Genomic DNA, 11,655 nt, shown 5'->3' on the forward strand with positions numbered 1-11,655 from the left:
GGAGCCGGGCCGTCCGGGGCCGGGCTGTTCGGAGCCGGGCCGTGCCGAGTCGGGCCGTGCCGGGCGGCAGCACGCGGGGCTGTGCCATGTGGGGCTGTGCTGTTCGGGGTGACGCCGCGTGGGACGGCAGCGCGTGGGGTGACGCCGTCGGTGGTCGTGACAGGCAGCTCTCACGCGCGGGCGTCCGCCCCGTCGAGCATCCGCGCCCACAGCCGGGGGAAGGACGGCACGGTCTTACCGGTCGTGGCGATGTCGTCGACGAGCACGCCCGGCACGACCAGTCCCACCACGGCGTAGGCCATGGCCAGGCGATGGTCGGCCCGCGGGTCGAGGCGGGCGCCGGTCAGCGGCGCGGGGGAGACGGCCAGCCCGTCGTCGGTCACGGTGATGTCCGCGCCCAGCCGGCCCAGCTCGGCCGCGAGCGCGCCGAGCCGGTCGGTCTCCTGCAGGCGCAGGTGGGCGATGCCGCGCAGCCGGCTGGGCGAGTCGGCGAGGACGGCGAGCGCCGTGAGTGTCGGGGCGGCCTCGCCGTAGTCGCTGAGGTCGACGTCGATGCCGCGCAGCCGGCCGGGCCCGCGGACCTCCAGGCCGGCCGTGGTCAGGGTGCAGACGCAGCCCATGGCGGTCAGCAGGTCGGGCAGCACGCGCCCGGGCTGGACGGTCCCGCTCGGCCAGTCGGCGAGCACGACCCGCCCACCGGTCGCCGCGGCCGCGGCCAGGAAGGCGGACGCGCTGTTGATGTCGGGTTCGATGACCCGGTCGTGAGCGTGCGGCGGCCCCGGCGTCACCGACCAGCGCGCCTCGCCGCCGGGGCGACGGTCGACGTCCACCTCGACCGTCGCCCCGGCGGCGCGCAGGTCCGCGACGGTCATCTCCAGGTACGGCCAGGACGGCAGCCGCGCACCGACATGACGGACGGTGACGCCCTGGTCGTAGCGGGGGGCCGCCAGCAGCAGACCGGAGACGAGCTGGCTGGAGGTGGACGCGTCCACCGTCACCGCGCCACCGGGCAGGTGCCCCCGGCCGTGCACGGTCAGCGGCATCCGGTCGCCGTCGATGGCCGCGCCCAGGGTCCGCAGCGCGTCCAGCAGAGGGGTGAGCGGACGCTCCCGCATGCGCGGGTCGCCGTCGAAGACCACGTCGCCGTGTGCCAGCGCGGCCAGCGCGGGGGTGAACCGGGCGACGGTGCCGGCGTTGCCGCAGTCGATCCGGGCAGCCGGGGCCGCCTGGAGCGGGTAGCGGCCGTGGACCAGCCAGTCATCGTGGTCATCGACGACGGCGACGCCGAGCTCGCCGAGGGCGGCGGCCATGAGCAGCGAGTCGCGGGAGCGCAGCGGCCTGGTCAGCCGGCTGGTGCCGGCGGAGATCGCGGCGAGGATCAGGGCGCGGTTCGTCGCCGACTTGGACCCGGGCATGGTCACGGTCGCGTCGACCGGCCGGTCGGCCGTCGGCGCCGGCCAGGGATCCGTGGGTACGTCCGTGGTGACGGTCACCCGTTCAGCATGCCGGACGCGGACGCCCGGCAGGCGCCACCGGGGCTGTCAGCCCGCGGCCGTACCCGTTCGCGTGCCGGCGATTTTGATCAGGGCTGGTAGTGGGGGCCGCGGAGATGTGATCGCGCCGCTTGGAAACATGGTTCGGTGGCGCCCGGGTTCCTGTCCCGGTCCGAGGCTGGCATTGCCGTCAACCGTCAACCGTCAACCGTCTAGCGAGTACGTTGAGTACTTGACGTACTTCTGGTGTCTGGCCTAGGAGGTTGGATGACCGCCGTGCACTATGACAGCTACACCGACGCTCGCGCCCACCTGAAGGATCTGTTGGACGCGGCGGAGCGGGGCCGGGTCGCGACGGTGCGGCGGGACAACCGGATCACCGCGTTTGTGGACCAGGAGCGTCTGCGGCATTTCCTGGCCTCGGTGAGCCCGTCTCGCGCCCAGGTGGTGGCGGAGGCGGGCGGGTGGTCGATCCTCATTCCCGGGTTGCCGGTGGCCGCCGACGGGGCGGATCTGGACGAGGCCCTGGACGAGATGATCGTCGCCCTGCGGGAGTATGCCGAGGACTGGCAGGATCGGCTCCTCGACGCCCCCAACCACGCGACCAACTGGGGTCTGGTCCAGTTGGTCACTCTCAGTAGCGACGTCCAGCTGCGTGAATGGCTGGTCGGGCCGGTAGGGTGATCTTTTCTCAGCCGGCCCGCGAGGCGCACGAGAAGTTCTGCCGGGCCGAGCAGTGGACCCAGGTCCGGGACGCACGCGGACGGACCGGCACCCACCACGTCACGTTCGAACTCGCCCTCGCCGACGGACGGGTGCTGCGTACCCGTATCTCGCACCCGGTCGACCGGACGGCGTACGGGCCGAGCAGGTGGAGCCACATCCTGCGCGATCAGTTGGATGTCACGGAGGACGAGTTCTGGACGTGTGTGCGGGACGGCATCCCGCCCAAGCGGGGCGCCCCGGACGTGCCCGCGCAGGCCCTGCCGGCCGAACTCGTGTATCTGCTCAGGCAGCGGGTCGGCCTTGGCGAGGCTGAGATCGCGGGCATGACCAGGGACGAGGCCGTGACACGGCTCAACCGGTACTGGACCACAGGATCATGACCGCCGTGGCGCGGCCTGGCGGGGCATGACCGCTGGACGGCCGGGAAGCGGCGACGGCCGTCGCCGCGGGCTCAGTCGGGGCGGCGGGCGCTGGCGACCAGGTGGATGCCGATCGACTCGCCCTCGCGTTCGGCCGAGAGATCGACCTCGGTGCGGACCAGGGTGGGAAAGCAGGAGACGTCGGAGGCGACCGCGCGGGTCACCGCCTCGGCCGAGAGCACCGTCCGCGGGCGGATCCAGTCGACGTCCAGGCCGGCGCTGGTCAGCAGGGCGCGCAGCTCCTCCGGCCAGAAACAGCGGGTGATCGACCCGTCCTCGGCCGGGACGAGGACGACGTCGGCGCGCGGGACGTCGGACAGCTCCGCCCAGCGGTGCTGCTCGGCGAGCCGGGCCAGGCCCAGCAGCAGCGAGTCGACGCACAGCAGCAGCCGCCCGCCGGGGCGCAGCATACGGTGGATCTCTTCCAGGGTCGTCTCGGTGGCCAGGCAGAACGACAGCGCGCGGCCTTCGGCCAGGACGGCGTCGAAGCTCTCCGGCGTGAACCAGTCAAGCGACCGGGGGTCACCGGCCACCTGCACCAGCCGCCCGGGGCCGGTGATGTCGCCCGGCCGGACCGCGGTGAGCCCGCCGGCCGCGCCGGGACGCACGGAAGCCCCGCCGGAGCGGGCATGGCCGTCCGCGCGCCTGCCGGCAGCGCGGGCCCCCGAACGGTCCGGGGCCGGGACGACGCGCACGACGTCGTGCCCCGCCGCGACCATCTGGCGTGTGAACCTCGTCCGTGGGCCGGAGACGTCCAGGACCCGGATCCGTGGCATCGGCAGCCAGCTGGCCAGCTGGGTGGCGGCGACATCTTCGTAGAACGCCCAGTACGGATCATCGCTGTCCGTGGGGGCCTCATAGACGAGGGTCGGCGTTCGTCCGCGCGACTGATCTGGCTCGGCGTCGAGACGCGGCAGCATGGACCTTTCCTACCCTTCAGGGGGGAAGATGCGAAACAAGTCACACACACTCACGGGAAGTCTGACAGATGCACACGGGCAGCGGTGACATTTTTCTCCCGGGTACGACCACGGCCGGCGCCTCCTCCACCGATCGGACTTCCCTGGAAGTGGACGGCGCACGGGTCTTCCTAGTTCCCGCGACCGGGGCACCGGCGGGAACTGTCGTCCTGCTGCACGGTGCCGCCAGCGGGACGGATGTCGGCGTGTTGTCCGTGCTGGCGCGGCGGCTGCCGGCGCGCGGGGTTGGGGTGGCCCGCCTGGAGATGCCCTATCGTGTCGCCGGCCGCCGCGCGCCGGACCGTCCGGCCCGGCTGGACGCGGTGCTGCACGCGGTCATGGACGCCCTGGGGCGGCCGCGGCCCGTCGTCCTGGCCGGCCGTTCCATGGGATCGAGGGTGGCCTGCCGCTGCGCCCGCACGACCGGGGCCGCCGGAGTAGTGGCCTTCGGCTTCCCGCTGTGTCCCCCAGGACGGCCCTCCGCCTCGGCCAAGAAAGATTTTGGCCGAGGCTTTGGGCAGGATCCCCCAGGACGGCCCTCCGCCTCGGCCAAGAAAGATCTGGAGGAGGCTGCCCGCGACGGTGGGCGGGAGCCGCGGGGGAGCCGGCCGTCGCGCCTGCCCGAACTGCTCGCCGCCGGCGTCCCCGTGCTCGTGCTCCAGGGGGACCGGGACACCTTCGGCATGCCCGGTCCGGACCCGGCCCGGCACATCGAGGTGCATGTCCTGGCCGGCGCCGACCACGCCATGCGGACACGCCGCAAGGACGGCCGCGACGAAGCCGAGGTCGTCGACGAGGCGGCGGCCGTCGCGACAGAGTGGATCATTGCCCGGCTGGCCTCCGCCAGGCCGTGAGCGTCCGGCGGGCGCCGAGGCGCCGAGGCGCCGTGCTCCGCGGTAGTTCTGTCGTGACGCCGTAGTTCTGTTGTAACGTTGTGAAGATTGCAGGTCTATGGTGGTTGATGGCAGTAAATGTCATCTTGTCGGCTTTTTCGTGTTCTCGTGTTGCTCTTCCCGTGTACTTGTGGAGGTGTGAGGGCGGCCCTGTCACGCGTCCGCCGAGGCCGGGGCTCGGGGGCCGCCGGGAATCCGACGGCTGGTCGGGCGGTTACGCCACCTGCAGAGATTCTTGGAGCCGTCCGCGACGCGGGAGAGCAACGGGCCGGGCTGATCGTTTCATGGTCCGCCGGCCCCCATGATCGTGTTGGTTCCGGCCGGCGGGGACATCCATTCGGAGGTTCGATGACTGCCCAGTTCGCAACCGGGCTGGCGGGCCGGTGGCGACACGACGATGTTCGCGACGGCGCGCCTGTTGTGCCGTCCGTGGCCGAGGCCCCTGGGCCGCTGGTAGCCTGTGCCCGCGTCACCGCGTCGACGCCCGCTCCGGCGCCCCGTCCGCATGATGGCCTGCTCGGCCCTTCCGGCCGGCGGCCAGACGTCCCGGAACCTGCCGGTACCGATGGCTTTTCCGTACGCGCGTACGCACCGGCCAGGGTATCGTCCGTTCCAGGAGCCGCCGGCACGTCCGTGAGCCGGTATCCCGCGGACGACCCAAGGAACGAGGGAGTGGTCCTGGTCGACGAGACCGTCGAGGAGCGCAGCAGCCGCTTCGAGCGAGACGCCCTGCCTTTTCTTGATCAACTTTATGCGGCGGCGCTGCGGATGACGCGTAATCCGGCCGACGCCGAAGACCTGGTGCAGGAAACCTTCGTCAAGGCGTTCGCCGCCTTCCACCAGTTCCAGGAAGGCACGAACCTCAAGGCGTGGCTCTACCGCATCCTGACGAACACGTTCATCAACACCTACCGCAAGCGTCAGCGCCAGCCGTTGCAGAGCCCGACCGAGCAGGTCGAGGACTGGCAGCTCGCCGACGCCGAGTCGCACACGTCCAGCGGCCTGAAGAGCGCCGAGACCGAGGCGCTGGAGCACCTGCCGGACAGCGATGTCAAGGAGGCGTTGCAGGCGTTGCCCGAAGACTTCCGTATTGCGGTGTATCTTGCGGATGTAGAGGGGTTCGCCTACAAGGAGATCGCGGAGATCATGGGTACCCCGATCGGTACCGTGATGTCACGCCTGCATCGCGGCCGTCGTGGGCTGCGTACCGCTCTTGAACACTACGCCCGGGAACGCGGCCTGGTCCGGGCCGGCAGCTCCGAGACCGACGGTGGTGGATCGTGAGCTGTGGGGAGCCGCACGCGGTCGACTGTCGGAAGATCCTGGAAGCGGTCTACCTCTATCTTGACGGCGAGATCGATTTCGAGCACAAGCACCTGGTTCGTTCCCATCTGGACGAATGCTCCCCGTGCCTTCGGGAGTTCGGGGTGGAACACGAGGTGAAGCTGCTGGTGGCCCGCAGGTGCGGGGGGGAACGCGCACCCGAGTCGCTCCGGGAGAGCGTCCTGGAACGGCTGCGGGCCGCCCGTATCGACGCGGATACGGCGGAGTTCCGCGCCGAATAAGGACTGAACAAGACTGGAGCAAGGAGGTCGGCCGTGACGGCCGGCCGTCCGACCGGCGGTTAGGCTCTTGTGCCGTGCGTATCCTCGTCACCGGCGCGGCCGGTTTTATCGGTTCCACGGTCACTGACCGTATGCTCGCCGACGGCCATGATGTCGTCGGGGTCGACGATTTGTCCACCGGTCGACTTGAGAACCTCGGCCCCGCTCTGCGTGACCACCGGTTTTCCTTTGAGAAGGTGGATATCACGTCCACCGAGCTGCCCGGTGTCGTCGGGCGGGTCCGTCCCGACGTCGTCCTGCACCTGGCGGCCCAGATCGACGTGCGGGTGAGCGTCAGCGACCCACTGCTCGACGCCCGGCTGAACGTACTCGGCACGATCAACGTGCTGGAGGCGAGCCGGCTCGCCGGCGTCGGGAAGTTCGTCCACACCTCCTCCGGCGGCTCGATCTACGGGACGCCGCGGCACCTGCCGGTGGACGAGACCGTGCCGGTGGCTCCCGAGTCGCAGTACGCCGCGGGCAAGGCGGCCGGTGAGCTCTACCTGTCCGTGTACCGCTCCACATACGGGCTGGCCACGACGGCACTGGCGCTGGGGAACGTCTACGGCCCCCGCCAGGATCCGCACGGCGAGGCCGGGGTGGTGGCGATCTTCGGGACGGCGATGCTCGAGGGCCGCCCGACGAGGATCTTCGGTGACGGCACGACCACCCGTGACTACGTCTTCGTCGGCGATGTCGCGGACGCCTTCGCCCGGTCCGTCCCGCCGGATGCCGCCAACGGCGAACGCCTCAACATCGGCACCAGCACGCAGACGACCGTCCGGGACCTGCACCGCGCGATCGCGGGGATCGTCGGCGTGGCGGACGCCCCCGAGTTCGCCACGCCCCGGCCCGGTGAGCTGCAACGGATCGCGCTCGACATCGGCAGGGCGGCCCGGCTGGTCGGCTGGCGGCCCCAGGTCGACCTGGACAGCGGGCTGCGGCAGACAGTGCAGTGGCTGCGGACCCGTACCACCACCGGCTGACCAGCGCCTCTTCCCGGCACGTCCCCGCCGCCTGCCTGCCGCCGGGCGGCGGGTTCCACGATCGCCACCGGCCAGCCGCCGTTGTGTGCTGATCGCTGTGCGCCGGCAGCTGTGCGCCGGTCGCTGTGTTCCGGCTGGTTGTCGACCGGTTGTCCGCGCTCCTGATGGTTCGGGTTGTGGCCCGGTGGATTGTCACCGGGCCATTGCCGCTCCCGGCCGGTAGCTTCGCGGCCACGCGCGGGACGCGAACGGCGTCACAGATCCGTACGCGACAGATCCGTACGCGACAAATCCGTGACCGCCCGTGCCCGAGTTCGCCCGTGACCCGAAGAACATCACCCGCAGAACGCCAGGTGTCCGGATGGCTCAGGTGTTCGGGCGCTTGCCGTGGTTGGCCTTGCTCTTGGCACGTGCGCGCCGCTTGCGCTTCTTCTTCGCCACGTCGGGAACCTCCTTTCCGCTCCGGCCATCCTGCCAGACCCACGCCTTGGCCCCCGTCCACCACACCCCGCCCCGTCCATCCGCCGAGCGGGATCCCATCGTCGCCCACCGGTCACCCGGCTCGCCTGAACCGGCTCGCCTGAACGATGTGAATCGATGCCGCTGCCCCAGTGGCGAACTCACATCGTTCCACCGCCTGCCCGCTGATCGCGGCGGAGCCGTGGGCCGTCCGTTCCTTTTCCTTACCGGTCATCGGATGATCGGTAAGCCGTCGTGACGGCCGGCTCTTCCGCCAGGGGCTCCCGGGCGGTGGCGGAGCCGCTGTCCGGGGGGAGCCGGGATGCCAGGGTCCGGCGGGCCCGGACCGGCGCGACCGCGCCGAACATGCCGACGCCGGCGGCGATCAGGACGTCGCCGATGCCGACGACGGATCCCGCGCCGGGGAACGCCAGCGGGATCACGTCGGTGGCCGGGCGCAGGACGGTGTCGTCACCGCCCGGCGTGTGCCGGGCGGAGGCGTATATCTCGCTGGCGGGCACGCCGGCCCGTTCGGCCGCCCACAGCGACACCGGCATCTGACCGCCGTTGGCGAGGATCACCACGGTGTTCAGCGCGATCCCGGCCCACAGCAGGCCGACGCCGGGCAGCCGGGAGTTCGCCGCGGCGAACAGCACGACCGCCACCGTGGCCAGCGCCCACGAGACCGCGTGCAGGCCGGGGATGAGCCGGCCCGCGCTCAGGGCCGCGACCGTGGCCACGAACATCCACGGGCGTGCCACATAGATACGGACCAGAGCGTCCAGCGTGCCACCGCGGACCAGCCCGATGATGACACCGCCCACCAGGGCAAGCACAAGGAGAACGAACACACTCGTAGTGTGCGTTGTCCGCGGGGCCTTCGGCCGCAGGTGTGGCATTCCGGCATGTCCGGGTCGCCGCGGCCGGCTCTCCGCCGCCGTGCCCCGGCTGTGCCGCCTGGCTGTCCGTGCCGGCCGCCCACCCGTCCAGTGAAGATCGTTGACAGTTCCGGAGAGGGCCCGGGCCGGGAGTTGTTACCAGCGTGTCAAGAAATTGGGTGGATCGGTGCTCGAACAGGGGCTTTCTTTGTTGACGTGGCGCGCAGCGGTCGGGCGTCGACGCACACTACGCTCACGCTGTGCACATGTCCGCACCGGAGCAGGAACGCTCGGAACAGGGAAGGGGAGCCGTGGCCGAGGAAGTTCGGGCCGAGATGGTAGCCAACGTGTGGAAGGTCGTGGTCGGTGTCGGGGACACCGTGTCGGCCGGTGACACGCTGGTGATTCTCGACTCCATGAAGATGGAGATCCCGGTACTCAGCGAGGACGGCGGCCGGGTCGCCCAGATCGCGGTGCGGGAGGGGGACGTCGTTCAGGAGGGTGACCTGATCGCCCTCCTCGACCAGCTTCCGGTGGCCTGACCAGCCAGGTCCGCGACGAAGCGGGCCCGGGGGCGAGCGGGCCCGGGGGTCAGCCCGCGATCGTGCCGTGTTCGACGCAGCTGGCCGTCCAGCCGGTCGGGGTGATCTGGACGATCATCCGTCGTCGGCAGGTCCGGCAGAACCGTGGCGGTTCCAGCAGCCGGGCCTGGGCGCAGATGTCGTGCCCGCTGTCGGCCAGCGGCCGTCCGCACCGGTCGCAGAAGGCCGTCTCCGCCGCGCCGGGTGACCCAGGGAGCGGGCCGCGTCGGGCCTCCCCGACCGGCTGTGCCGGTCCGGGAGGCCCGACGGGAGCGGCAGAAGCGTGATCGGGCGGCCAGTGGCCTGCCGGCGCCCCGGGCGTGGGAGAAGCGTGATCGTTTCGCCTCTGACCCTCGGTAGTCATGGTTACGAGGGTAGAACATCGGGCGGCTCGGCCGACGTTCTGCCCGCGGCCGTTCTACCCGTCACCCGCCGGCCCGTCACCCGCCGCCACGGCTGGCCGCGGCGGCGCCGGCCTGCTCAGGTCCCGGCCGTCCCGGCCGTTCCGGGCTGCCACGGCCGGGACGGTCAGTGATCAGAACGTGGACTGCATGGACTTGATGGGCATCTTCAGGTCGGCAAGCATCTCCAGATCCGCCTCGGCGGGCCGTCCCAGCGTGGTGAGGTAGTTGCCGACGATGACCGCGTTGATGCCGCCGAGCATCCCGTCGACAGCGAGGTCACCGAGAGTGATCTCACGTCCGCCGGCGTAGCGCAGGATGGTGCGCGGCAGCGCGAGCCGGAACGCGGCGATGGTGCGCAGCGCCTCCTTCGGGCCGACCACCGGGAGATCGGCGAACGGTGTGCCCGGCCGCGGGTTGAGGAAGTTCAGCGGTACCTCGTCGGGCTCGAGCGCGGCGAGCTGGCCGGCGAGTTCGGCCTGCTGCTCCAGCGTCTCGCCGACCCCGATGATGGCGCCGCAGCACAGCTCCATGCCGGCGGCCCGCACCATCTCGCAGGTGTCCCACCGCTCCTGCCAGCTGTGCGTGGTCACGACCTGGGGGAAGTGCGAGCGCGCCGTCTCCAGGTTGTGGTTGTAGCGGTGGACGCCCATCGCGGCGAGCTCGTCCACCTGCTCCTGGGTGAGCATCCCGAGCGAGCAGGCGATGTTGATGTCGACGGCGGCACGGATCGCCTCGATCCCCGCCCGGACCTGGCTCATCAGGCGCTTGTCCGGGCCCCGGACGGCGGCGACGATGCAGAACTCGGTCGCGCCGGTCTCCCGGGTCGCCTTCGCGGCCTCGACCAGCGACGGGACGTCCAGCCAGACCGAGCGCACCGGTGAGTCGAACTTGCCGGACTGGGAGCAGAAGTGGCAGTCCTCCGGGCAGCCGCCGGTCTTGAGGCTGACGATCCCCTCGACCTCGACCTCCGGGCCGCACCAGCGCATCCGCACCTCGTGCGCCAGCGCCAGCGCCTCGCCGATCCGGTCGTCGTCGAGCCGCAGTACCTGGAGGGTCTGCTCGGCGGAGAGCCCCTGGCCACGCTCCAGCACCTGCTCGCGGGCGACCTGGAGGATGTCGGCGACCGGCGCGTTCCCTCCTGGGCTCCCGGCGGCCGTCGGCTGGTCGGCCGTCGGCCGGGTCGGTGTCGGCGGTTGCGTCGGCGGGGTCACGGGCACGGGCACGGTGGCTACTGACGGCGGCAAGGCGGTCTCCTGTGGTAGTTCGGTTACGGACCGTCGATTCGTCCGAGGATCCGGATGGCCCAGGTCCGTGAGGTCCCCGGGATGGTAGGCGGGCCGAGACAAGTCACGGTCTGTGGCTCTCTCGGAAGTCGTGGGCGTCGAAGGTGCCACCGAGGGCGGGCGCCAGGCAGACCCGGGCGGTGGCGCGGAACGCCGCGGCATCGGCGTGCCCCGCGCCCGCTGGCAGCGCTCCGGCGAGTGGGCGCGCGGCGAGCATCTCCATGTCCACGATGTTCGAGCGACAGGCGAGGTCGGGGGCGGCCGGCCAGGAGCCGATGACGAGCCCGGCGAGATCCAGCCCGCGGTTGGCCAGCGCCTCCAGGGTCAGCGCGGTGGTGTTGAGCGCGCCGAGCCCGGCCTCGCTGACCAGCAGCACCGGCGCGGCCAGCGTACGGGCGAGATCGGCGACAGTGCTGCCCTCGTCGTCGTAACGGACCAGCAGCCCGCCCGCGCCCTCCACCAGGACGAGCCGGTAGCGCTCGGCGAGCTCACCCACGTGCCGGGCGACGTCGGTGAGCTCCACCGGGGCACGCCGGTGCAGGCGGGCCGCGGCGGCCGGCGACAGCGCCGCCGGGAACCGGGCGTACTCGTACAGCCCCTCGACCCCGGACAGGGCGCGCACATGGTCGAGGTCGCCGGGCTCGCCGGGCTCGACACCGGTCTGGGCGGCCTTCACCACGGCGACGTCGACGCCCCGCTCCCGGGCGAGGGTGGCCACCGCGGCGGTGACGACCGTCTTCCCGACCCCCGTCCCGGTTCCTGTCACCACGAGAACCGTCATCCGGGACATCCGGGACAGCCGGGACGGCCGGGCGTGCCGATGGCCGCGGCGAAGGCGTCGGCGGCCCGGGCCAGGTCGGTGGCGGTGAGGTCGGCGCGGGCCGCGACCCGCAGCCGGCTCGTGCCCGGGGGCACGGTCGGAGGGCGGAAGCAGCCGACGGCCACCCCGTGCGCACGGCAGGTCTCCGCC

At 71.7% G+C, this 11,655-nt stretch carries 14 protein-coding genes and 1 pseudogene; 7 read left to right on the forward strand and 8 right to left on the reverse strand.

From position 1 onward, the window contains the following. Positions 1–170: 170 nt before the first annotated feature. Positions 171–1,493 (reverse strand): 3-phosphoshikimate 1-carboxyvinyltransferase, encoded by a 1,323-nt coding sequence (gene aroA / locus NBX02_RS04555; RefSeq protein ID WP_250281800.1) that lies wholly within the window; start codon positions 1,491–1,493, stop codon positions 171–173. Between the two features lie 267 nt (positions 1,494–1,760). Between aroA and NBX02_RS04560 the strand changes: the two genes are divergently transcribed. Together NBX02_RS04560 and NBX02_RS04565 are read left to right on the forward strand one after the other, a co-directional pair. Next, complete coding sequence (locus NBX02_RS04560) at positions 1,761–2,177, forward strand: hypothetical protein (protein WP_250281798.1); 417 nt, start codon at positions 1,761–1,763, stop codon at positions 2,175–2,177. Further along, complete coding sequence (locus NBX02_RS04565) at positions 2,177–2,599, forward strand: cytotoxic translational repressor of toxin-antitoxin stability system (RefSeq protein ID WP_445548266.1); 423 nt, start codon at positions 2,177–2,179, stop codon at positions 2,597–2,599. Before NBX02_RS04560 ends, NBX02_RS04565 begins: the two co-directional genes overlap by 1 nt. Positions 2,600–2,670: 71 nt before the next feature. On the opposite strand, the gene NBX02_RS04570 is transcribed toward NBX02_RS04565, so the two are convergent. Beyond that, positions 2,671–3,558, reverse strand: coding sequence for a methyltransferase domain-containing protein (locus NBX02_RS04570; RefSeq protein WP_250281795.1), 888 nt, complete (start codon positions 3,556–3,558; stop codon positions 2,671–2,673). Between the two features lie 68 nt (positions 3,559–3,626). Between NBX02_RS04570 and NBX02_RS04575 the strand changes: the two genes are divergently transcribed. The 4 genes from NBX02_RS04575 (at position 3,627) to NBX02_RS04590 (ending at position 7,080) form a co-directional block, all read left to right on the forward strand. After that, the gene (locus NBX02_RS04575) at positions 3,627–4,451 is read left to right on the forward strand and encodes an alpha/beta family hydrolase (protein WP_250290129.1); all 825 of its coding nucleotides are present in this window, start codon (positions 3,627–3,629) and stop codon (positions 4,449–4,451) included. Positions 4,452–4,838: 387 nt separating this feature from the next. Then, a complete protein-coding gene (locus NBX02_RS04580) occupies positions 4,839–5,774 on the forward strand; it encodes a sigma-70 family RNA polymerase sigma factor (protein WP_445548263.1) in 936 nt (311 codons plus the stop codon). After that, positions 5,771–6,055, forward strand: coding sequence for a mycothiol system anti-sigma-R factor (rsrA, locus tag NBX02_RS04585; RefSeq protein ID WP_250281793.1), 285 nt, complete (start codon positions 5,771–5,773; stop codon positions 6,053–6,055). The genes NBX02_RS04580 and rsrA overlap by 4 nt, the downstream gene beginning before the upstream one ends. Positions 6,056–6,129: 74 nt before the next feature. Beyond that, a complete protein-coding gene (locus NBX02_RS04590) occupies positions 6,130–7,080 on the forward strand; it encodes an NAD-dependent epimerase/dehydratase family protein (RefSeq protein WP_250281792.1) in 951 nt (316 codons plus the stop codon). A gap of 366 nt (positions 7,081–7,446) precedes the next feature. On the opposite strand, the gene NBX02_RS22930 is transcribed toward NBX02_RS04590, so the two are convergent. Then, positions 7,447–7,521 (reverse strand): 50S ribosomal protein bL37, encoded by a 75-nt coding sequence (locus NBX02_RS22930; protein WP_369299096.1) that lies wholly within the window; start codon positions 7,519–7,521, stop codon positions 7,447–7,449. A 242-nt stretch (positions 7,522–7,763) separates the two neighbouring features. Then, positions 7,764–8,390, reverse strand: coding sequence for a DUF5317 domain-containing protein (locus NBX02_RS04600; RefSeq protein ID WP_250281789.1), 627 nt, complete (start codon positions 8,388–8,390; stop codon positions 7,764–7,766). 338 nt (positions 8,391–8,728) lie between these two features. On the opposite strand from NBX02_RS04600, the gene NBX02_RS04605 reads away from it, so the two are divergent. After that, positions 8,729–8,959, forward strand: a complete 231-nt coding sequence (locus NBX02_RS04605) for a biotin/lipoyl-binding carrier protein (protein WP_250281787.1) — start codon at positions 8,729–8,731, stop codon at positions 8,957–8,959. A gap of 49 nt (positions 8,960–9,008) precedes the next feature. Here the strand turns inward: NBX02_RS04605 and bsaP are convergent, their stop codons facing one another. The 4 genes and pseudogenes from bsaP to NBX02_RS04620 all read right to left on the reverse strand — a co-directional run. Further along, a complete protein-coding gene (bsaP, locus tag NBX02_RS22935) occupies positions 9,009–9,362 on the reverse strand; it encodes a biotin synthase auxiliary protein BsaP (protein ID WP_445548264.1) in 354 nt (117 codons plus the stop codon). A gap of 171 nt (positions 9,363–9,533) precedes the next feature. Further along, the gene (gene bioB, locus NBX02_RS04610; RefSeq protein WP_445548265.1) at positions 9,534–10,646 is read right to left on the reverse strand and encodes a biotin synthase BioB; all 1,113 of its coding nucleotides are present in this window, start codon (positions 10,644–10,646) and stop codon (positions 9,534–9,536) included. A 103-nt stretch (positions 10,647–10,749) separates the two neighbouring features. Continuing rightward, positions 10,750–11,466 (reverse strand): dethiobiotin synthase, encoded by a 717-nt coding sequence (gene bioD / locus NBX02_RS04615; protein WP_250281784.1) that lies wholly within the window; start codon positions 11,464–11,466, stop codon positions 10,750–10,752. Beyond that, positions 11,463–11,655, reverse strand: a pseudogene (locus NBX02_RS04620) (hypothetical protein); the annotation flags it as partial. The gene bioD and the pseudogene NBX02_RS04620, both read right to left, overlap by 4 nt.

Source organism: Protofrankia sp. CiP1_Cm_nod1, from assembly GCF_920888515.1.
Lineage (GTDB): Bacteria > Actinomycetota > Actinomycetes > Frankiales > Frankiaceae > Protofrankia.